20 protein-coding genes and 1 pseudogene are annotated in these 23,258 nt (G+C 32.6%); 9 read left to right on the top strand and 12 right to left on the bottom strand.

Annotated features, from left to right (window positions below; translation table 11 throughout):
• Positions 1-50 precede the first annotated feature (50 nt).
• Positions 51-416: a winged helix-turn-helix transcriptional regulator gene (locus G7084_RS05205; RefSeq protein WP_166010677.1), complete on the bottom strand. Its 366-nt coding sequence runs from the start codon at positions 414-416 to the stop codon at positions 51-53.
• 138 nt (positions 417-554) lie between these two features.
• Here G7084_RS05205 and G7084_RS05200 point away from each other — a divergent pair, with 138 nt between their 5' ends.
• The 8 genes and pseudogenes from G7084_RS05200 to dltD all read left to right on the top strand — a co-directional run bounded on the left by G7084_RS05200 (position 555) and on the right by dltD (position 8,007).
• The gene (locus G7084_RS05200; protein ID WP_166010675.1) at positions 555-1,727 is read left to right on the top strand and encodes an MFS transporter; all 1,173 of its coding nucleotides are present in this window, start codon (positions 555-557) and stop codon (positions 1,725-1,727) included.
• 417 nt (positions 1,728-2,144) lie between these two features.
• Positions 2,145-2,351 (top strand): hypothetical protein, encoded by a 207-nt coding sequence (locus G7084_RS05195; protein ID WP_166010673.1) that lies wholly within the window; start codon positions 2,145-2,147, stop codon positions 2,349-2,351.
• A 204-nt stretch (positions 2,352-2,555) separates the two neighbouring features.
• Positions 2,556-3,179, top strand: a complete 624-nt coding sequence (locus G7084_RS05190; RefSeq protein WP_166010671.1) for a sulfite exporter TauE/SafE family protein — start codon at positions 2,556-2,558, stop codon at positions 3,177-3,179.
• A 331-nt stretch (positions 3,180-3,510) separates the two neighbouring features.
• The gene (locus tag G7084_RS05185; RefSeq protein WP_166011718.1) at positions 3,511-3,648 is read left to right on the top strand and encodes a teichoic acid D-Ala incorporation-associated protein DltX; all 138 of its coding nucleotides are present in this window, start codon (positions 3,511-3,513) and stop codon (positions 3,646-3,648) included.
• A 74-nt stretch (positions 3,649-3,722) separates the two neighbouring features.
• Complete coding sequence (gene dltA, locus G7084_RS05180) at positions 3,723-5,264, top strand: D-alanine--poly(phosphoribitol) ligase subunit DltA (RefSeq protein ID WP_166010669.1); 1,542 nt, start codon at positions 3,723-3,725, stop codon at positions 5,262-5,264.
• Positions 5,261-6,506 (top strand): annotated as a pseudogene (dltB, locus tag G7084_RS05175) (D-alanyl-lipoteichoic acid biosynthesis protein DltB). Before dltA ends, dltB begins: the two are co-directional and overlap by 4 nt.
• 15 nt (positions 6,507-6,521) lie before the next feature.
• Positions 6,522-6,761, top strand: coding sequence for a D-alanine--poly(phosphoribitol) ligase subunit DltC (dltC, locus tag G7084_RS05170; RefSeq protein ID WP_166010667.1), 240 nt, complete (start codon positions 6,522-6,524; stop codon positions 6,759-6,761).
• Positions 6,754-8,007 (top strand): D-alanyl-lipoteichoic acid biosynthesis protein DltD, encoded by a 1,254-nt coding sequence (dltD, locus tag G7084_RS05165; protein WP_166010665.1) that lies wholly within the window; start codon positions 6,754-6,756, stop codon positions 8,005-8,007. Before dltC ends, dltD begins: the two co-directional genes overlap by 8 nt.
• Before the next feature lie 452 nt (positions 8,008-8,459).
• Here dltD and G7084_RS05160 read toward each other — a convergent pair whose 3' ends face one another.
• Positions 8,460-9,140 carry a response regulator transcription factor gene (locus G7084_RS05160; RefSeq protein WP_166010663.1) on the bottom strand — a complete coding sequence of 227 codons (681 nt, stop codon included), beginning with the start codon at positions 9,138-9,140 and terminating at the stop codon, positions 8,460-8,462.
• A gap of 332 nt (positions 9,141-9,472) precedes the next feature.
• On the opposite strand from G7084_RS05160, the gene xerS reads away from it, so the two are divergent.
• Positions 9,473-10,549, top strand: coding sequence for a tyrosine recombinase XerS (xerS, locus tag G7084_RS05155; protein WP_166010661.1), 1,077 nt, complete (start codon positions 9,473-9,475; stop codon positions 10,547-10,549).
• A 387-nt stretch (positions 10,550-10,936) separates the two neighbouring features.
• On the opposite strand, the gene G7084_RS05150 is transcribed toward xerS, so the two are convergent.
• From G7084_RS05150 to G7084_RS05105, 10 genes are all read right to left on the bottom strand, one after another.
• Positions 10,937-11,608: a Crp/Fnr family transcriptional regulator gene (locus G7084_RS05150; protein WP_246163750.1), complete on the bottom strand. Its 672-nt coding sequence runs from the start codon at positions 11,606-11,608 to the stop codon at positions 10,937-10,939.
• Positions 11,580-12,128 carry a DNA-binding protein gene (locus G7084_RS05145; protein WP_166010659.1) on the bottom strand — a complete coding sequence of 183 codons (549 nt, stop codon included), beginning with the start codon at positions 12,126-12,128 and terminating at the stop codon, positions 11,580-11,582. The genes G7084_RS05150 and G7084_RS05145 overlap by 29 nt, the downstream gene beginning before the upstream one ends.
• Before the next feature lie 4 nt (positions 12,129-12,132).
• The gene (locus G7084_RS05140; RefSeq protein WP_166010657.1) at positions 12,133-12,363 is read right to left on the bottom strand and encodes a heavy-metal-associated domain-containing protein; all 231 of its coding nucleotides are present in this window, start codon (positions 12,361-12,363) and stop codon (positions 12,133-12,135) included.
• 24 nt (positions 12,364-12,387) lie between these two features.
• Positions 12,388-14,166, bottom strand: a complete 1,779-nt coding sequence (locus G7084_RS05135; protein ID WP_246163896.1) for a heavy metal translocating P-type ATPase — start codon at positions 14,164-14,166, stop codon at positions 12,388-12,390.
• Positions 14,167-14,741: 575 nt separating this feature from the next.
• Positions 14,742-15,599, bottom strand: a complete 858-nt coding sequence (locus tag G7084_RS05130; protein ID WP_166010653.1) for a GGDEF domain-containing protein — start codon at positions 15,597-15,599, stop codon at positions 14,742-14,744.
• The gene (locus tag G7084_RS05125) at positions 15,589-17,718 is read right to left on the bottom strand and encodes a cellulose biosynthesis cyclic di-GMP-binding regulatory protein BcsB (RefSeq protein ID WP_246163748.1); all 2,130 of its coding nucleotides are present in this window, start codon (positions 17,716-17,718) and stop codon (positions 15,589-15,591) included. Before G7084_RS05125 ends, G7084_RS05130 begins: the two co-directional genes overlap by 11 nt.
• Positions 17,657-18,910 (bottom strand): glycosyltransferase family 2 protein, encoded by a 1,254-nt coding sequence (locus G7084_RS05120; protein ID WP_206212063.1) that lies wholly within the window; start codon positions 18,908-18,910, stop codon positions 17,657-17,659. Before G7084_RS05120 ends, G7084_RS05125 begins: the two co-directional genes overlap by 62 nt.
• 1 nt (position 18,911) lies before the next feature.
• A complete protein-coding gene (locus G7084_RS05115) occupies positions 18,912-20,507 on the bottom strand; it encodes a hypothetical protein (RefSeq protein ID WP_166010649.1) in 1,596 nt (531 codons plus the stop codon).
• Positions 20,500-21,954 carry a glycan biosynthesis hexose transferase WsfD gene (wsfD, locus tag G7084_RS05110; protein WP_246163746.1) on the bottom strand — a complete coding sequence of 485 codons (1,455 nt, stop codon included), beginning with the start codon at positions 21,952-21,954 and terminating at the stop codon, positions 20,500-20,502. The genes G7084_RS05115 and wsfD overlap by 8 nt, the downstream gene beginning before the upstream one ends.
• A gap of 67 nt (positions 21,955-22,021) precedes the next feature.
• Positions 22,022-23,161: a hypothetical protein gene (locus G7084_RS05105; RefSeq protein WP_166010647.1), complete on the bottom strand. Its 1,140-nt coding sequence runs from the start codon at positions 23,159-23,161 to the stop codon at positions 22,022-22,024.
• Positions 23,162-23,258 lie beyond the last annotated feature (97 nt).

Below are 23,258 nucleotides of genomic sequence, written 5' to 3'. Positions count from 1 at the left end.
AAAAAATAAACCGTGACGAGACGACACGGCTTAGTGCGAAGTTATTTAAACTAGGCTAAATTATCTCGATTTAATACGGTCACAGCTTCACCACGCGTTGAACGACGGTCAATGTTAACTTCTCCCCAAGTACATAAAAGATCAAGTAATTGGTTTAATGATTGACCATATTCTGAGAGGGAGTACTCAACATGTGGGGGAAGTTCTGGAAAAATCTTCCGGTTAATAATCTCGTTTTTTTCTAACTCACGTAATTGGGTGGTTAAAACTTTCTGCGAAATATTGGGAATAACCTTTAAGAGTTCACTGCTGCGCATGGGTTGGTGACGTAAATGGCAGAGAATAATGGGCTTCCATTTTCCTCCAATGATTTCAATCGTGGCTTCAACCCCAATGTTATAAATTTTTTCAGACATAAAATGAACTCCTTTGCGGACATACCTAACATTACCTTAAAGTACCTAAGAGATAATATTGTGCCTAATTGATTAAAGATTATATGCGTCTATAATAATATCACGTTGCTATTTTTATTGATATGGGGGACGAATAAAATGGAAAATAAAACAAATCCCAATTTAATCTTATTTGCTTTAGCTTTGAGCGCATTTGCAATTGGATCGACAGAATTTATTAGTGTGGGGCTTATGCCGTTATTAATGCAAGACTTTGGGATATCGATGGAGTTAGCCGGTTTAACTGTCTCAATTTATGCGTTGGGTATTACGATTGGTGCGCCTATTTTAGCGGTACTTACAAATCATTGGCCCAAAAAACGTTTACTACTACTCATCATGCTGGTTTTTATTATTGGAAATGTGACGGTCGCCACGGCGCCCAATTTTACCGTGGTCTTAATCGGGCGGGTTGTTTCGGCGTTGGCGCATGGTCTATTCATGTCAATTGCCTCGATTATTGCTGCGGATGTAGTGGCACCAAGCCATCGAGCGAGTGCAATTGCTGTGATGTTTACCGGCCTAACGGTAGCGACTGTAACGGGGGTTCCATTGGGGACCTTTATTGGACAGATCAGCACTTGGCATGTGTCATTTTATTTTATTGCGTTAATTGGTGTTTTCGGGTTAATTGCCAACTACTTCTTAATTCCAAATGATTTGCCACGGGGTAAGAAAACCAGTTTCATGGGAGTTGTTCGGGTCTTAAAAAATAAGTTTATTCTCATGGCATTGTTGATTACGGCATTAGGTTATGGTGCGACCTTTACGGTTTATACTTTTATCACGCCCATTTTACAGAATATGATGCACTGGAGTTCAAATGCGATTGTACTGATTTTGGTGATTTATGGGTTGATGGTGGCTGTGGGAAATACGATCGGTGGCCGGTTTGCCAATCAAAATATTTTACCAACGTTGGTTAAGATGTTTTTGGGCCTTTTAATTACGTTAATTTTATTCTTATTACTAATGGGGAATCATTGGTTGGGATTATTCAATGTGATGTTGCTTGGTTTGTTTGCCTTTATGAATGTGCCGGGATTGCAATTATACATTGTTCAAATGGCCGAGAAGTATACGCCTAATGATATTTCAATTGCATCAGCCTTAAACATCTCAGCATTTAATATTGGAATTACCTTAGGTTCACTATTGGGTGGACAAACGGTATCTAAAATTGGCTTAATTGCGACACCAATTTTTGGAATTATTATGGTGGCTCTTAGTATTTTATTGACTTTATATTTAAGTCGCCAAAATACACTTTAATTTTTAGGCATAATTAATTGATTTCTAGGGAACCTTTAGATCAAAGGTTGAGACTTTAAATAATAGTTGTATATGTATATATACAACTATTAATAAAAAATCTAATATTATAATTTTTATATGGTAAGAATAATATGTTAACGACCGTTCAGGTTTGCTAATTATTATTCTTTTTTTATTGCTGAAATGAAGGCGCTATTTGGCCATTTTGAGGGGTTTGAGAGAATCTTCACACCGTAAAATAAAGGATTAAAAAACATCGTCAAGAAAGCGGATACATTAATTCGCCGAAAAATGTAAACATTTGTGACAAAAAACGGGAAAAATTCTAATTGATACATATAATTTGAGTTTACGTATGAAAAAAATGGGGACTATCTAGATAAGATTAATCCAGGTAAGGCGACAACTCGATACTTGAATCAAAAAGTACTGTTTTTAGGTTTTGTTGGTGCGGGGATTAGTATCTTGGTGACTATTATCCCGCTGGCCATAGGAAATCTATTAAAAGTTCATGAAATAGCGACGTTTGGTTTTATTGGGGGAATGTTTTTAGTTATCATTTCTGTTATTGATAGTGGGCTAAGGCAAGTTAAAACAATCTATTACAAATATTGCTTATAGTATTTAGATTGTGATATAACATGGTAAGATAAACTAAAAGAAAATGATGGTTCTTTTTATAAAGTTTTTTGATACTTGTGGTAAATATTTATAAAGATGAAAAATAAAATTTAATTAAAAACTAGCATGATTTAAAGCAGAGCGGGCAGAATACGATATGATATTGATAGACGTGTTGGGAAGTTTTTTAAGGGGTAAATATAAATGAGTTTAACTGCATATATAATATTTTTAATTGGTGCGGCAACCCGCTATATTTTTGGCTTTGGTGAAGCATTAGTGACAACGCCATTATCTTTTAATTCAAACGATGCAGTCGCATTGATTGGGATTTTAGGGCTTGGATTGGCAGCACCAGCTGTGGTTAAAAATTATCGTTATATCGACCTTAAACTAATTATCAAACTGGTTAGCGGGGCGATTATAGGCGTTCCTTTTGGCTTGATGTTCTTAAAATTAGGTAATACGCTAATGTTGAAGTATTTAGTTGGCATTTTCTTAATTATGTATGCCATTTTAAACTTGATTAAGCTTAAACCACGACAAAAATCAAGATTTAAGCTTCCAGTTTTTGTGGCAGGCTTATTTTCTGGATTTATGGGTGGCGCAATTAATACGCATGGCGTACCAATTGCCATTTATGGTCAATTGGCTAAATGGCCAACTCAATATTTGCGAGCAAATTTACAGACATATTTTGGAATTATTGGCTTAATTATTGTTTTAGGTCAAGGATTATCCGGTCTTTGGAATCTTCGCGTGGGCTTAGATTTAATTTTATTATTGCCAGGCGTTGCTTTGGTAATTTTTATTTTGGAAAAAAGTTAAGTCATATTAACATAGAAACATTAAATAAATAGCTATATGGATTTTTAATTTTCAGCGGATGTTTAATGTTTATTTGATCATTATTTAGTAAAGGGGGGGAGTTTTTAGCGTCTTTCAGTATGCGGACATATTTACATATTTACGCATAGTGCGTATGAAAACAATAAACTAATTGCTGACGTTGCTTTTTAGCATTTGATTAGATTTGGGCATTTATGAATTTTCTTCATTTTTTCTTCATTTATTATAAGTTTTTATATAGCAAGGGTTCAGCTATACTTCTCTTTGAAATAATTTAGAAAACAGGTGGTTCTTGATGTTATTAATAAAGATGATTGAAAAAAATGCCGTGCAGATCTTTAATTTCATAATTAAGACTTTGTTTTATATGACCATATTGCTTATTATAATTTACTTGTATGGATATTCTGGAGTTGGTCAAGGCAACTTTATATATAACGAGTTCTAATTGAATATTGAGTCCCATGTTATCTGGCAGATTAAATATAGTTGATCCGTCGAGAAACTATCTAAGGTGAAATTATGAAGATTAAAAATATTGTAAAAACAATTGATCAATATGGTAATACAACACCCGAAAACCTCGTTTATAAATTTCACGATCAGGTGTTTACATATAAAAATTTAAAAAACCATTCCGACAGCCTTGCTGCATATTTAGATGGCTTAAAGATGCCTAGACAATCAAATGTAATAGTTTTTGGTGGTCATGAATATGAAATGATTGCTTCATTTTTGGGCTTAAGTAAAGCAGGATACACATTTGTCCCAGTCGATAAGAATTCTTCAATTGAGCGAATCAAGCATATTATTGAAATTGCTAAACCGAGTTTAATTTTAGCAATTAATGATTTTCCAGTCCAAACGGCGATTCCTGTGGTGAATTTAAACGCTTTAAAACAAATCATACATTCAGATCATTTGTATGAGTTGACACATGAAATTAAAGCATCTGAAAATTATTATATAATTTTCACCTCTGGAACGACAGGTCGACCAAAGGGTGTACAAATTTCCCATGATAATTTGCTATCTTATACCAATTGGATGTTAGCATCCGAAGTTTTTGCAGTACCCCAAGCCCCTCAAATGCTAGCGCAACCGCCATATTCATTTGACCTTTCGGTCATGTATTGGGCGCCTACATTAACATTAGGTGGTACATTATTCCCGATTTCTAGTGAGGAAAACTCCAATTTTAAACAGCTATATCTGGCTATATCTAATTTGCCAATTCAAATTTGGACATCAACTCCCTCGTTTGTTGATTTAGCTTTAGTATCAGATAATTTTAATGCCAAAAATTACCCGTCCATTGAAGCATTCTATTTTGATGGCGAAGAATTAACGGTTAAAACAGCCAAAAATTTAAAATCTCGCTTTCCTAATGCTCGAATCATTAATGCATACGGACCCACCGAGGCAACAGTTGCTATTTCGGCAATTGAGATTAATAATTTGATGATTGAACGAAATGAGCGGCTGCCGATCGGCATTCCCAATCCGGCTGCCCATATCTTAATCTTGAATGATCATGGTGAGGTTAGCTCAGAAAATCAAATAGGTGAAATTATTATTACTGGTCCAACTGTATCAAAGGGTTATCTACATAATACAATGCAAACAGATCGTTCATTCTTTAAAATTAATGATCATTGGGCCTATCGTTCTGGCGATTTGGGCCGAATAGATCAAAACGGCATCCTCTATTACAATGGCAGAATTGATTTTCAAATTAAATTAAACGGATATCGAATTGAGTTAGAAGAAGTCTCACAAAATTTACATCAATCGAGCCTGATCGAATCCGCGGTGGCGATTCCCAGATACGATCGCGATAAGTATAAAGTTAAACAATTGCTGGCATATATCGTATTAAAAAAAGGGATTAAAAATAAATATGATAACGAATTTTTAATTACCAAGGCAATTAAGACACAACTTCAGTCAGTCATGATGCCATATATGATACCTTCACGTTTTATTTTTCAAGATCAATTACCAATGACCAAAAACGGTAAAATAGATGTTAAAAAAATAATTCAAGAGGTTAATGAAAAATGATAAATATTTTTGAATATTTACCGAATTTAGAACCGTATGGTAATCCTCAATATTTTATTTATTTGATAATGGCACTATTGCCGATATCTATTGCCGATATCTATTGGCATATTTTTTTACGGTAAACGAATTAAAATTTATGAAATAATCATTTCAGCCATATTTATTGGCTTAATGTTTACAGGTAATCATTATCATCAATTGATCGCCCTACTCTTCTATGTCTTTTGGCAGTATGTCATTATTTGCTTTTACTCGAGATTTCGCTATACACGAAATGACACCTGGGTATTTGTCAGCATGCTTTTAATGGATCTCCTCCCATTAGTGATTGTTAAATTGACACCTGTATTGGACAGTAATCATAAATCATTTTTGGGATTCTTGGGTATTTCGTATATGATGTTCAAGTCTGTTGGTATTATCATTGAAATACGTGACGGGACATTAAAAAAAATCAATTTTTTTGAATATATTCGATTTATCTTGTTTATGCCTACGATTTCATCCGGACCGATCGATCGTTCTCGGAGATTTAATAATGATTTTAAGCAAGTTCCATCAAAAGATAAGTACCTATCAATGCTGGAAGTGGCTATCAATAATATTTTTAAGGGCTTTCTATACAAGTTTATCTTGGCGTATATTTTGGGGACACTACTACTCCCTTCTTTACAACGAATGGCTTTACAACAGGGTGGCTTTTTAAATATTCCCACGGTTGGTGTGATGTATACGTATGGACTATACCTATTTTTTGATTTTGCGGGCTATTCCCTTTTTGCGATTGCGATCTCAAATATTATGGGAATTGAGACTCCCATCAATTTTAATAAACCTTTTATGGCCAAAAATATGAAAGACTTTTGGAATCGATGGCATATTACCCTTAGTTTCTGGTTTCGGGACTACATTTTTATGCGTTTGGTAATGTTTTTAATGAGAAATAAAGTCTTCAAAAATAGAAATGTTACATCTAACGTTTCATACCTTGTTAATATGACAATCATGGGATTTTGGCACGGAATTACTTGGTACTATGTTAGTTATGGCTTGTTCCATGGTTGTGCTCTGGTGATCAACGATTGGTGGATTCGGACTAAGAAAAAACGCAATCTTCACATTAGGCAGAATAAATGGGTAGATGCTCTATCTATTTTTGTAACATTTAATATTGTGATGTTGAGTTTTCTATTGTTTTCTGGTTTCTTAGATCAGCTATGGTTTAACAAAAAAATGTAATTGGAGATTATTACTATGAATGTAAAAAATGAATTAATTGAAATCTTTGCTGACTTATTTATGGTAGATATTTCAAATATGATGGACGTCGATTTTTATGATGCGGGCATTCTAGACTCACTTGCTACGGTTGAATTAACCTTGGAAATTGAAGCAAAATTTGATATTAGAGTCCCAGTATCAGAGATTGGTCGAAACGATTGGAATACAGGCAACAAAGTTATTTTGGGGATTGAGGGCTTAATGAATGATTAGGCGTGTTTTTAACATTTTTGGTCCTTTAGTGTTAGCAATTTTTTTAATCGGTGGATGGATTATGCTAACACCTATCAATCCTAATAAATATTCTTTTAAAAATGAGCAAAAATCCGCAACGGCCCTAACGGCAGAAGTATTTAAAAATAAAACATTAAAAGAGCAGGCTTTCAGAGATCCAAAGCATAAATTTATTCCATTCTTTGGTTCTAGTGAATGGAGTCGGATGGATGCCCTACACCCCGCTGTTTTGGCTGAAAAATATAATCGTTCTTATCGACCGTTTCTGTTGGGTCAAAGAGGTGCACAATCATTAACGCATTTTTTGGGAATGCAGCAAATAAAAGGCGCAATCTATCAGAAAAAAGCAGTTTATGTCATTTCACCACAGTGGTTTACTAAACAGGGAGCTTCTCCCTTAGCAATCAAGCATTATATTAGTAAAGCACAGGTGTTGACGTGGTTGCTTTCTGCTAAAAATAGTCATTCTGATAAATATTTGGCCCAGCGGTTAATGGCTATGAATATGAATAGTGAATATTCGAAATATTTTAATAAAATTGTTGATGGTCGACCATTATCAACTTTTGATACTAATAGTATCAAATTACAATTGAATATTTTAATGCATGAAGATGCTTTTTTTGCTAAAATGCAGACAACAGATAAGTATCATACTAAAATTGTTCCTAAATTAAATGAATTACCAAATCATTATGACGAACAAAAATTGAATACGATCGCCTGTGAACTTGCAAAATCAAAAACTAATAATAATAAATTTAATATTGAAAATAACTTCTACACTCATCGAATTTTACCTAAACTAAGTAAATTGAAAAATTCTCAAAAACATTTTGATTATACGCATTCTCCTGAATATGGCGATTTAGAATTAGCGTTAAATCAATTTGCCGCATCTAAAACAGATGTATTGTTTGTTTTCCCACCCGTTAATAAAAAGTGGGCAGCTTACTCTGGATTAGATTTAGGTATGTATCAACGGGCAATTAATAAAATTAGATTCCAGTTGAAATCGCAAGGCTTTAACAATATTGCTGACTTCTCAAAAGATGGGCAACAAAAGTATTTTATGGAAGATACCATTCACGTAGGCTGGAAAGGTTGGTTAGCTTATGATAATCAGATTAAAAGTTTTGTAACATCTCCAGTCCATAAAAACAAATATCATATTAATGATTACTTTTTTAGTAAAGCGTGGTCTAACCAAAATTATTCGAAATAATTTGGCTACTAAGTTAATTTTAATTAACTTTTCAAAAATAAATATTGCAGTTTAAAATAGTTAATTCGAGCATATAAGCAAAAAGGACTATCAATTAGATGAGTCCTTTTTGCTTGTTTTTAATATAATACGTTGATTGTTTTTATTCTAGTTATCATTTTGAGAGATTATGAATGAAAAAATACTTCTTTGGGGTCGATTATTGTTAATTAATATTTCGGCATTGATATTTTGGGCTAGTTCTTGAGCAATTGATAACCCTAACTAAGTTCTAGAGATATGACCGCGAATTTCATCACTACGATAAAAGCGCTCAGATATATGCTTTTTTTCGTATTATGAAATACCAATTCCTTGGTTCACCACTTTGATTACGAATGGATGTGATACCTGGCATAACGAAATGAAGATGATTGAATCCATTGGTCTTATTCATTACAAACTATTCCCTGCTATTCAATATAATTATTTGAAATCATGTAACCTTGATTCCGGATCGTATGGATTAAATTCCTAGGTATTTTGTGCCTTAAGTTACGAATGTAGACATCAACTATATTCGGTTGACCTGTGAAATCCACGCCCCAAACGGCATCTAAAAGATCATTGCGAGAACAAGTGCGATCCTTATTAGTCATTAAGTAGACCAATAAATCGCACTCGCGTTTAGTTAAAGCAATGATTTTATCGTCGATACAGACCCGGGTTTTTTCAAGATTAATTTTTAAATTATTAATTGATATTAATTGATCGGAAACGGACTTTTGTGTATGTCGCAATGCGACTTTAATCCGGATTAATAGCTCTTCTAACTCAAATGGCTTTGTAATATAGTCATCTGCACCATTTGACAAGGCCATCACTTTGTCGCTAATGTAATTACGGGCTGTAAGCATAATAATAGGAACTTGACTAATTTTACGAATTTCTCTTAATAAATTCATACCACTCATTTTGGGTAACATCCAGTCTAATATAATAATATCGATTATATTAGTATATTTTTCAAACGTTTTTAACCCATCTTGACCATCTTTAGCAATTAAGACATCAAAATTTTCAAATTTAAATTCAGTTGCAAGAGAGTTAGCTAGCGCTACTTCATCTTCAATTAAGAGCAAAGTTTTATTCATGATTTCACCTATATGATATATTTATAATTAATTGGGTATAATTCTGAATGGTTTTTATCTTTATTTTCCGATATAGATTGAAAAGAATTAATGAGATATTTTGTAATAAGATTTAGTGGAATCATGCTCTGCTCCTAGAAGGATTGTAATATTATTAACGCCCATTATACTATTATTTTGGTTGAAAATTTATGATGATTTTTTGAAGAATAAACTATTATTCCGCTCTACCCAATTGGATTAGGAACGATAGCTATCAAACGATATCCGTACGTACATTGAACTAAAATATGGTAATATGAACATATTATTTAACATTTAGGACGCTAATTATGACTACTAAAGAACAATTTATTAAAAATACGAAGAAAAAGTTGGCAATTATGCCCCCAATCGTACAAAATTTTTATAGTTACCGTATATCAAGTGGTATGCAACCATCAACTATGTATACAACGATTTCGAATCTGCATCAATTTTTTGATTGGTATTTAACAACCTCTCCTACTTCCGAGATAGAACAAATTCAAGATTTTACATTGGAATCAATTGCTCAAATCACAGCTGAACAAATTCAGGAATATATTACAGAAATGTTATCAACCCCGATGCAGACAACCGGAAAATTAATTGGTAAGAATACGATTAATACTAGAATTATGACCTTACGCGGATTTTTTCGATGGTTAACGGTGGAGTCGACTGATCCTAATAATCAACCGTATAGTTACCTGACATATAACCCAATGGCTAAAATTAAATTTAAAGTTGGTGAAGCTACCTTAAACGCGAAAGCCAATGCTATTAATCAGAAAATCTTTGATGGTGAACGTAAATTTGATTTTTTAGAATGGCTTCGTTTAGAATATAAACCTTCATTATCACCACAGGCACGAAAACTTTTTGAGCAAACCGAGCAACGTAATTATGCTATCTTTTCCCTCTTAGTTGCTTCTGGTTTACGTGTTACGGAATTAGTAAATATTAATTTGACTGATTTAGATCAAGAAAATCACTTGATTAATCACGTTGTGCGCAAAGGTGACCATGAAGATGTAGTTAAGTATGCGGGTTGGGCTGAACCCTACTTACAAGATTGGCTAATTGAACGTCAATTGCGCTTTGGCCAAGATGAGCATGCTGCACTATTCCTTTCAACTAGCCGACAACAGGTTTATCGTATCTCCCAGTCACAAGTTGAACGAATGGTTAAAAAATTGACGAAAGCTTATGGTCGTGAAACAACCCCTCATAAGCTCCGGCATACCTTTGGGACTGAATTATATCGAGCAACCAATTCGGTTGTGGATGTTCAACAAGCTTTAGGGCAAACGACAGATTCAGCGACTAAAATTTATATTCATGCGGATCAGCAACGGAGAAATCAGGCAATTGAAGAACTTGAATAGTAGTAGTTTAGGCAAATAACACTAATAAAATGGGTACATTAAGCAAGTCGTATACATGAAGTAAGTGAACTTTTACCCTCCTGCTCTACGATTTTAAAAATTAGCATAAAAAACTGATATCTAAACTTAGATATCAGTTTTTTTAATGGATATTAATAGTGACAATAATTAATGTTAAGCTATTTTTTAATTGATCAAAATATGCCGATTAGAGTGACATCCCCTCTCTGCATTGCTATAAATTATTAACTCATAAAAGAAAAGTTGGACTATCCCAAAGATATTAATAGATTTTCAGTTGATTTACCTATCGCAATCGCTCACGATACCGATTCTATAAACATCATTATAGTACTGAGAAAGCTTTATTATTATGATAGTTAAATATTATTTTTGTATTTTAGAAGAAAAGATAAACCGGTTCAGACTCAAACGTTTTATTTCTTGCTTATCAACTAAGTCCTTCAGCACACGTGAAATAGTTTCGGGTGTCGTTCCTAAATATGATGCCGTATTCTTTAGATTAAATGGTAATTTGATCGTATAACTTTCCTGTTCCTCTATCAAGTCCATCAAGTAAGTCATAATTCGGTCTTTAGTCTTATAAATAGTTAAATAATAATTTTGTTGGTTAATTGTATTGATCTTATTAACAGTATGTTTAGTCAGTTCATAGCTTAACTGTGGTAATTCAATTAATAATTTTTTAAATTGATCTGCGTTGATTCGACAAACGTGAGAATCTTCTTCCGCGGTAAGAAAAACATTATTATTTTTTGTCCCAAATAACCAATTCTCACCGATGAAATCACCAGCGTACAACATCGTTTGGAGGTGTGCATCCCCATTCTCCATTAAACGTTCGACCTTGACACGTCCTGCCTCCAGAATGATTAACTGTTGTTCCTCATTAGGTGCATAAACGATATTGCCTTTTTGGACTAAAGTATGATGAACAATTTTTTCGATCTCCTCTTGATCAGCCCTTATTAATTTTTGAAATAAAGGAACAAGTTGTACGCAGAGCTGATTATTCATCGTCATCCTCGCTTTCAACATAAAGTCCCTCTTTAATCGAATGACCTAAGAATAGCTGACCTTGAGTAATCTGAGCCTTAATCCAACTGTAGAGTTGTTCTAATTGCTTGATTTCACCAAAATGGCTTTCTTTCTGTGCTAAGGCGATTCCCTTTGTAATATAAAGTAATTGGGTATCAAAATCTTTAATTAAATCAAATAATTGTTCGGCTCCGGCCTGATACTTAAGGGATGCATCCTCGGTTAGCCCAGTGTAAGTTTGTATTTCGCTTTGAGTAGTTGGAATTAGTTCATCTTCATCTCTTAGGCTTTGACTCAATTGCCAAATATAAGTTTGTTCGTTTTGATACCAATCTTGCGCAAACTGAGTAAAAAATAATTGAGCATGGTCCGTTGCAAATAATCTAGCTTGCTTAATCTTTAAAGAATGAATGGATAAGTTGGCAATGATATGACCAATCATGGCACCTGCAGTAGGATAATGGTGCTCAAATTCAGCCCGTTGAAGTTCTTCTTCATATTTACTGGTTTGATTAGTCATTAGATTACTCCTTCACTGTAACTTTTTGGACGGGATAGCCCAGATGATTTAGAATGTTTTGAATATTTTCAATGTTGTTAGCTGTATCATCTAGGACTAGTTTAATTTTACTAGCGTTAAAGAGCACATTTAGCTTTGATAAGCCGGGTTGACCCGTGAGTGCTTTTTGAATCTTAATCATACATGATGGACATGATAAATCGTCCAATTGCATTGTTACTTTAAAATTTGCCATTTTGATAACTCCTCTTTTAAAAAATTATTTGAAATAATTTAAGCGTAAAGCATTAAAAACAACTAATAAGACACTTAATTCATGGACTAACATTCCCATAGACATATCGACAAAATTAGTAAATAAGCCTATGAATAAAATTAAGACGGTCGCTAAAGCGATAAAAATATTTTGTTGCATATTATGCATAGTAGCATGCGCAAGTTTAATAGCTCGTGGAATTTGTGCTAGGTTTGATTTAACTAATACTAAGTCCGAAACCTCGATTGCAATATCCGTCCCGCCACCCATGGCAATCCCTAAGTCAGCTTGACTTAAGGCCGGACCATCGTTGATCCCATCGCCAACAAAGACGACAGACTCACCTTGACGCTGTAGTTGCTTCACGATGGTGAGTTTATCGGCTGGTAATAGATTCCCACTAGCTTGATCTAAAGGTAGTGTTTTTGCGATGGCATCGACAGCTTCTTGATTATCCCCAGATAAAAGAATTAGTTTCTTAGCGCCTTGTTGCTTAATTCGCTCCAAATTTTGCTGAATATTGGGACGAAGTTGATCATTGATAGTTAAAATCATGTGAACCCGCTGATTAACGGTTAAAATGACTTTGGAATCGGCTATATTGGTAGTTGATGCTGGGATTTTAATATGTTTGGCTTGCATCATTTTTGGATTGCCCACGAGGATTGATTGATGATCTATGTGAGCCGTTATCCCTTGGCCAGGAATTGTCTGAATATCTTGAATTGGATAAAAGTCATTTGTTTTATTAATCTTTAAAATAGCGCGTGCTAAAGGATGATTAGATTCATTTTCTATACTAGCTAATAGTTTGAGATTGTTATCCTGCTCCCCCATTAAATTTTCAATCTTAACGACAGTGGGTTCACCAATTGTTAAAGTACCAGTTTTATCAAAGATAAAATAATTTCTTTGAGTTAGGATATTAAAACTGGCAGCCCCTTTGGTGATAATTCCATTTTTTGCCGCAATTCCAATCCCCATGACGGTTGAAACAGGAACACCGATCACCAAAGCCCCCGGGCAACCTAAAACTAGTACTGTAATAGCGGTTTCGATGTTTTTTGTCCAAAGGGCGACCACAATACCTAAAATCAAGATCATCGGGGTATAATATTGCGCAAATTGATCAATGAATTGCTGTTCTTTGGTCTGGCTATCCTGTGCATCTTCAATTAACTCAATCAATTTACCAAAGACAGTTTCATCACCAGTTTTGTTCACTTTAACAACAATAGTGCCATCATTAACGAACGTACCAGCGAAAACATCGGATAATACTATCTTGTGGGTTGGTTTAGATTCACCCGTAATACTAGCTTCGTTAACATAACTGGTTCCTTGCACGACTACTCCGTCAACAGGGATTGTAGATCCAGCTTTAACTAAAATATATTGATTGGGAACTAGTTCATCAATAGCCACCTCTTCATAATGACGATCATCGGATGTATTAACTTTTAGCGCGGTGGTTGGGACGGTTTTAATTAGGTCACGAATTGATTGGCGCGTCTTTCTTAACATGATGACCTGTAACCAATCGCCCAAGGTAAAAAGCCATACAACGATTCCCGCTTCATCGTATTCATGAATCATAAGTGCTCCAAGCACTGCAATCGAAATTAGTAACTCAATTGATATACTTTTATATTGTAACGCACTTATGGCACGTAAAAAAATTGGCAAAATACCGATCAGCACCACTAATAATATTAGTATTTGAGATAATTTGCTGAGGTGTATAAAGTGGAACAATAATGCGAAACCTAACAATGTTGACATACCGATTAGATTGGCCTTTTGAAACTTTTTAAAAAAATTTTGTATCGAGGACATAATAAACCCCTTTATTTAGTAATTAAATTGATTGTAAGCTGTTTTATTAAAATATAAATTGATAGGTATCAAGTTTTAAAATAAAAAATACTATCTAAAAAAGCCAGCAAAGATTACTTAATTCAGCTGACTCTACTGGTTTATTTAATTGTAGATCAAGAATGATCATGCTGTGAGTTGGCTGACAACGAGTCGACAAGCGTTTATTGAATTTTGATTTTGGTCACAAGTTGCATAAATATTTTAAAAATTTAGGATAAATACTAAAAAAGCATATCTACGATTGTACTTGGCTAGTGTTCTTGTGTATTCATATAAATATGTATTTGTTCATAACGAACTACATAATTACAATGATTTTTATTAATAAATAAAAATGACCAAGGAACTAATTGATTCGTTAGTTCATCGGTCGTTTGGTTAGATATGAGTATTAGTTGCAACAATTAAATAAAGTTCTTTTTGATAGTATTCAAAATCTAAAAAGCAACTATATTCATAATTCATGGAAATATTTTCATTTAAACATCGTACTCGACTTCTTTAATTGCGGCTTCCATATATGCATTGGTATTTTTAATTTCATCTTCATTGTATTGTACGGCCCCAGTTTTTAAACTGATATCGATATCTTTTAAAAGACTAGAATTTAATAATAATTTGTCAAAATTTTCTTTAATTCTTTTTTCAACTATTTGAGCACCTTGAATATCAGTATAAAGTAAGATTGCCCATGTTAAACTATTCTCATTATCATTTATTAAGTAAGAAATATCATTTCCACGAGTGCTTTGCCGCAATGCGCTAGTTATTAATTGAATTAATTCATCAATCCGGCGATTACTCATAATTTCCCGTAATTGATCTAAATAACGGATTTGAATTGCGACAACACTTGTTGGTATGTTGAAACGCTGACTTGTTTCTGTGAAGATACTCGAGTCCTCTAAAAAAGCGACTGTTGTTCTTAAATGTGTCTTAGGGTTAAAGGCGCCTTGTTCGACAATTCTGGCTTGTAAATCTAAATTATCACTTTGTAGTTGGCGAAATTGAATGGTTAGTGCATAAAATGTAATCGATAATAAGATGGGGATTATTAACCAGTAAATTTGAAGTAGATCTATTTCACCATGATTGACGGTATTCAAAAATATCATATACAAAGCTTGACCAAACATAAATATTAAATTAAAAGCGATACCAATGAACAGATTGAAGAAATACGTTACTAAGATTAAAAGCATAGTTATAAATAAGTAAATGGCGTTAATCATTAGTTGACCTGATAGATTGGTAATAATTGCGGTCGTTAGAATTAACGCTAAAAAAATTAATAAATAAACATCGCTTAAAATAGAATTATTTTTATTATCTTTCATCACTGTTCCTTCCTAATGTTAGCTTACCATTTTTGTGCAAAATCATGATTGCTGATCCAATCAACGAAATTAAGATAAAAATAAAGATAAGAATGTATACAATTAATTTGTGATTGCGCTTTAACTTTAAATCCAGATCTAAACGGGCATCAGCTGCGGTGTCTTTTTTAAAGCGGTAAGTTTGTTTATGATTATTTTGATCAATAACAATTGCATCCCCATGAATTTGAGCTAATGAATCTTGTGAACTAATTTGATTAGCAGCCATAGCGACATCTGAATCGTGAATCGCTGTCAGAATTAAAAGTGATCGCTTTTGGTTATATGGAGATCTTAATAATTGAGCTGTACCAATTGTTTGACTGTATTTGGTTTCTAAACTCATTTTTTCATTTGAAATTATGTTTTGAAAATTATGATCAAATTTAAAATACAAATCATTATTTGCCTTTTTTATAAATTCATTATCATTAGGTGTTCCAAATGCAATGATGCTACTATTTGCGAGTTGACTTTTATTAGGAGTTTTTTGGTATATAGTTATATTTCCCGTATTTTGTTCCGCATAATTCCCAATTCCATAAAATAAACTAGCAAGTGTATCAAGATAAAAACTATTGATTTTTTTAGGCCTGATTAATGCAATATTGTCGAAAGTTTTATTTTTGATAAAAGTGCTTGGATAATTGTCAAATAATAAATTATTCATTGGTTCTGACTTAATTGAGATAGTAGATTGTGGTTCAATTACTGCCCAAGGAGTTGAATTTAAGGAACTATATTTATTAACCAAATCAAAAGTAACTTTTAGATTGAAGTTTCTGCTAAGAGATTGTCCATTTGGAATTTTTACTTCGAATGTATCATCATCTGCCTTTTGGGCTGTGAGTTGATGACTACCTATTTTTTTATCATCAATTTCGACGGAAATTAGAGAGTTCTTAAAGTCGATATTTTTGGCATATTTTGTGTGTAATTTAATTTTTGAACCGTTGGCATTATTTTGATTAACCGGCATAGAAAGCGAATAAGTCGCTTCATGGTGCCCGGCACCTGACAAATACGTTTCCGTTTGGGTTATATTTTGAATGTTTTTATTTTGGGATGTTGCTATGAATGTTTGAGTATTAGTTGAAATTTTCTTTTTTGCTTGTTGTGTCTCATTCATTAATTCTGGATTGGCAATAAAACGAGATGCCTTAATTAATTGTTTCTGATTTTTGGCAGTGACGATTAGATAATGTATATTTTGCTGAATAATAGTTTGAATTACAGCATGATCCTGATCTAAATTGGCACCAATATTTTTAAAACGTTTTGGCAAATGATCCTGTTTTGCAATGATGATTTGATAATTATAATTATCGATGCTGGTATCATTACTAGAAATAAGCGGTATTTTACCCTTATTTGACAGAATACGATCAAGACCTGTTAAAGCATATAGATTAGCCTCTATCTCTGGATCTGTTAATTCGGGATTTATCTGGATTGCAGATTTTTGATTTAAGACAGTATCCATTCCCGTAAAATGAGCGTAAAATTCATTGATTTTTTCAGCTGCATCAGTTAGAGAATAGTTTAAGTTAATATTTGAATCTTGATAAACTGTAAGCCAATTCGCTGGCGTCTCAGCAATGATAGTCTGGTCATCAACTTGATTCATTATCTGCCCTGATATTTGTAAATGATTTGAATCTTGAATTAAATCTGTTGGAATGTCGATCGTTTTGCTTTGCAGGTCAGACGTTGAATCCGGTCGAAAAGAATAGAATTTGACTCCATTTATAGATAATGTTAAATCAGAAACGTCATTATCAGTTAATTGCGATATTTTGAAATTAAAATTAATTTGTCCTTGATCAATATTCCAATAATTCATTTTAGTAAAAAATACATCATAGTGTACGCTTCGTCCAGAAATCGTACTGTTCGAATTATTGAAATTTTGACTAAAACTCTGATGTTCAGCTACATTATCTGCTAAAACAATATTATTGGGCCCATAAAGCATCCCAATTCCTAGAGCAATAAATAATAAAATAACTTGTATATTTTTACTTATAGCGCTTTGTTTTATACCATTTGGCTTCTTTATGAAAAATTTGTTCTCGAACATATCCTACCATCCCATATAAGGCTACTGCTAACCACATCTGACTATATATTAAATACATAGCAACAATTATGAATAAATTACTTATTTTCATTTCACCTTTTTCGGTTGTAATTGTAATAAAAGTTGTAACAATGAAACTTAAAATTGCAATAAACCACAGTGAATTACTAAATCCTATGAGCGTTGAATGAGTAACTCCAGCAACTGATAAAATGAAGATAATATCGGACAAGATTAATGATGCTAATAATAAAAAATATATTGATGAAAAATATACTAAATCAAAACGAATATGTTTACCTTCTTTAGTAAAAAGCTTCTTAAAATTTTTTAAAACAACATATATATTACCCTTAACCCAACGAGTGCGTTGATGGAACCATACATCCATCGTTTGTGGTTCCTGTTCCCAGGTCACCGCTAGCGGTTGAAATTTAATTAGATGTCCCAACCAATAAATTTGGAAACTGATTTCTGTATCTTCAGCTAATGCTTTTTCATCCCATCCACCAATTTGTTCGATAATGTTTCGTCGTATAACATAATTCGTACCGGGAATGGTTCCTAATTTAAATAATTGTTGTCTCCCAGCTTGTGCCATCCATTGAAAAGATAATGTTTCTATATTAATAAACCGGGTTAAAATAGACGCATTTTTATTTCGTGTTCTAAACTTACCAATTACTGCGCCGTATTCATCGTTAGACAGTAATTCAGCAACTAAATATCTGAGCGCACCACGTTCCGGGGTATTATCGGCATCATAAATTGAAATAACAGAACCACGGGATCTTTTTAATCCAATATTTAAGGCATTGGACTTACCCTTCCCCCCTGTGATCTGATCGGTATTAATAACTGTTAAATTACGAGTTGGATGCACCTGTTGTAAGTTTTTTAGTAGCTCAGCGGAATTGTCATTTGAATTGTCATTAATAACAATAATTTCATACTTATCGGTAGGATAATCAAATGCTAATAATGATTGAATGGTTTTGACGATAACAAGCCCCTCATTATGTGCGGGCACCATTATTGAAACAAAAGGAATTGTATTTTGAAGTTGTGGGGCAGGTGTTTTAGACCACTTTAAGTAATTAGTATAGCCAGCGATTGTCAATATTACATTTACAATCATAATGCCCCAAATTGAAATAATTGCAAAAAATAACGAAATATCTAGAATAGAAATTTTAATCACCTCTTTCTGAATGTTTACTACGTTTGAACATTTTCATGTAAGCCTTACGTCCTATAACTAAATAAATACCTAAGATAATAAAGGTTATAATGAAAAATATTAACATCATATTATTTTGAGCTTCGAAAAAAATATTACCCCAATTTTTGACAGGTTGATATTTAGGTGCTTTTTTAATTTTAATATCAACATTATGACGGTCTGCTAGTTGTCCATCTAATAGGTATTGGTTATTTGAAAACATAATTTCATGATCCTTTGTAGATAATTTAGTATCTAAACTATCATGAGTAAACAGTGAGAATTTTATTGACTCAACGTTCTTTTTAAGCTTATTCAATGCTTTTAAATTATTTGGCATATCAAAAGTTATGGCCAGAGGTATATTTGAATTAAAATTTTTATTATTTAATGTTATATCTCTATGGTCTGAATTTATCTGGTTCATATCTACGGCGTAAAATGAATTTTTAACTGTCTTACTAAAATCGTCTTGCTGTGCAAACCCGAATTGGGAAGGATTATTAAATAATATTTGTGTATTAGAGATGTTACTAAATCCATGCCGATAAGTTTTATCACGTAACCAATATTCATCCAACCCTACTCCAATTGGGTAGACATTTCGATCTAATAAATGGTTAACACTGGTTTGTGTTTGGTTATGTAACATTTCAATAGTGTTATTAGCCGGTCCATTATCACCTACGTATGGATTTTTAATGAAGATAAGCCCACCTTTTTGCGTTACAAGATTCAATGCATTACTAAATTTTTGATAAGCGTATAAATCGAAGTTATCATTTGGAATATTTACTGAAATAGCGAACGTTTGATTGAAGTTTTTAAAATAAGTAGAAAGTTCATTTAGTACATTTAAATCTGTATAGGGGGTAACACCGGTAATGGTTAGTAGAGGCTTACTTGATGTATCTGGCAAATGAAACATTGTTTTAATTAATGATGCTATTAAGAAGATACTGTCATCATTGCTATTATAATATGGAACATAAGCTTGATTGTTTCTCATAACCCCATATGGGAATAAACGATCTTGACCTTGTATTTTGAGGGATCCAATCGTATTAGTATCAGATGGTAGTTGATCAAATACTGTTAATTTATCTAAATGGGGTAAATGCTGATCAAGTTTTCGAGTTTGATCAATGAGTAGCCAATCACGTTGATAATAATCGAGGAATACACCATTGATAGCACTAATTTCATTTAAATTTACATTTCCACCGATATGAATTTGGATACCTTTAAATTTTAAGCGGTCCTTTACAAGATTTTGATTATCTTGTTCATGTTCAGGCCAATTAATTAAGGTGATAACCCCATCATAAGCACCCTTATCCAAGGTTCCAGAGTGATACTCATTAATGGGAATCATTTTCACATTACAACCTGTACTAACTAATAATCGGTTAAGAGAATACGCATTATCTGCTTTGTTATTGTCAGTATTATAAGAATCATAAACCAATAAAACTAGGGGATTATTGGCATCAGCATGACCCACGGTATTGAAAAAAAACATTCCCATAATTAATGTAATTAAAATTAACCATATTTTTTTAAACATAATTCTCTTCTCTTTGTTGATTAAAATGCCAGAGTTGATGATTGAGTATATCTGCAATCATAATGACTAAAATTAGATTAATCGCAACTGGAGCGTAAAATAAGTGTTTTGCTAAATCAGCATCACCATCTCCAATAACTGAAATAATTGGAATTCCAATTGCCATACTCATCAATCCCATAATCATAAACCAGCGAATTGTACCAGGGTTTTGACTATTTTTATTTTTAAAGTCATCATACATGGCTACAGAATTAATGAAGGCTAAAGTAAATGTTAATAAAATTAAGAAAGTGAATTTTTGTGGGAATATTGCCTTCATTAGTGTACTAAAGCCAGTAAAAAATTTAATTTGAGCGTATGGCTTAGCACCCGATTGTCTAGTATAATCTCCAACGGCTTGAGGCTGAGTTATCATTAGATCTTGAGCTGCTAAGTCTAGTAGGCGATTGAATTGATTAAGGTGTTTTAGATAGTATTTTATAAGCCATGTAGTTTTAATTTTTTTCGTTAAATGTTGCTGAGTATATTCTGCGGGTGGATTAATATCCGCATAGTTTTTTGGATTATAGGCACTTCCTCGTGTTAAACCAAACTGACCATTAATACCTTCTTTTTCAATTTGTTTGCTGGGATCTGAATCTGTATATAAAACTACACCATTTGAAAAGCTTTGATACATATTAATATCATTGAATTCCTTTGGAATTAAAAGAAATGTAATAACTCCCATAGTTAAGATTGTAAGTATTCCCGAAATTATGTAAATACGATGATTTTTCAGTCTTTGAGTTAGAAGGATGCTAACGGAAATAAAAACAAGACTTAAGGCCAAAGGAGCATTCTGTTGCTTATTGAAAACAAATAAAATAGTGCATATAAAATATATTAAGAGTAGTGGCCATCTTTTCTGATAGCGTTGTCTACTGTAGAGTAATAACATGGCAACGGCAATTATCAACAAGATATAGCCCCCTGCTTCAGCGAATAAAGAATTCATGTAGAGCGTAAATGAAGAATCAGCAAAAACAAAAACAATTAAAATGCTAATTCCATAATTTGTAAAATTTTTCTTGCCTAGAGTCAATGCCTCTGTCAAGAAGTAAATAGCTCCACAAAAAGGTATAAAATATACTAGCCCCATAAATCTAATATCAAAAATGGTTTTACTATAAAAGATTTTATTAATCCAAATTGCAATTTGGACGAATAAATTTTGTGATGAATGAATGATAGTTGGATGTTCGTTATAATATTGCATTATATTGTAATGCTGTACGACAAATTTATATGTGTCAGAATTATCCTTTAACGATGGATAAAGACCATTTTGATAAATAACTCTCCAAAAATCGCCGTTATCAGCATAACCATTCGGATAATTATTAAATAATAATGGTCCAACAATTGATATCGTTAAAATTAGAGCTAAAATTGAAGGTGTCATAAAATTCAAAAATTTTTTTTTAACCCTAGTTCGCATTATTAATCTACACCTCTTGAAGTTTGATGTTTTATTCAGCCGCAATTAATGCATTTAAATTATTATATGAATAAAATTGTTTGGTTTTATCATCACCCAATCCACCGATATATTTCCCACTTTTAAGTTGGCTCTGCCAGATGATAGACATTGCATTATCATAAGATTTTTTGTCATTTGTCAGTTTAAAAATTTGGGCCGCTAAAGCATAATTAGCAACTGAAGTTTCATGACTTACAGGAGTGCCCTTAATTGAATAACCATTAAATAGATTATTATTATTTACTCTTTCAATGAGCCATCTTTTACTGGTTGGTCGTAGTTCTCCGACTTGGGCCATGTGTAATAATACCTCTAAGCCTTCTGAAGTATTTAAATCATCAGAACTATAAATACCACTACTTACATTAAAATTACGTGCATATAATGGGAAGTCATCAGAAATATAACCATCTTTGACAATTTCAACTTGGTGTTTATATATTTTTTGGTTGTGACTATTCTGCTCTAACAATTTTAAAGTAGCTAAATCGTAATATGCCAAGCTACTTACATCCGCCCCTTTTTTGAGAATAGGATCATAATAATCAAGTAGTACATCTTTTTTTATGACAGATTTTTTTAAACTTTGGCATATTTCATTTATATCTTTTTCATAAAAATTGGTTTTATATTTTTGATCATACATAATTAATGATTTTACAATTCTTAAATCGTCTAATGTAGCATTTACACTCGACAATTCTTTATTAATTGGGTCAAAACGATAATTAAATTGATTATTGCGCCAAAAGGTTGCTTTCGTATTTTTATAAAAGCTCTCAAATGATTTTTTTGAGTCATTTGAGTCAACAGATACTAAATATTGTAACCAGATTCCAGAAGATTCAGTAAGCATTTCCTTGCCAGTTGCCAAATGGTCCTTGCTATCAGCATTGTCAACGGCTAAAGTGCTCGTATAAATACCATTGCTCGTTAGCAGATTTTTTTTAATAAAGTTAACTAAATTTTGTTGTTGTTGTGGATATTGATTTAATTTTATATTTTTAGTTAAAGGTATATTATCAGTCCTTACGGTATTACTATGTTTCATCGTAATTTTTATACTTAAAAAAAGGCCGGTTACAGCCAAAATTATCATTAATATTACGATTTTGTTTTTTTTGATCATGATTACTACTCATTTTTCGTATTTAGAATGAATTTAAATATGTAACTCAAAACAAATTATAAGCTTTAAAATATATAAAGTTAATTATATAATGATA

This window comes from Weissella coleopterorum (assembly GCF_011304355.1).
GTDB lineage: Bacteria > Bacillota > Bacilli > Lactobacillales > Lactobacillaceae > Weissella > Weissella coleopterorum.
This window is presented reverse-complemented; position numbering and strand designations above follow the sequence as displayed.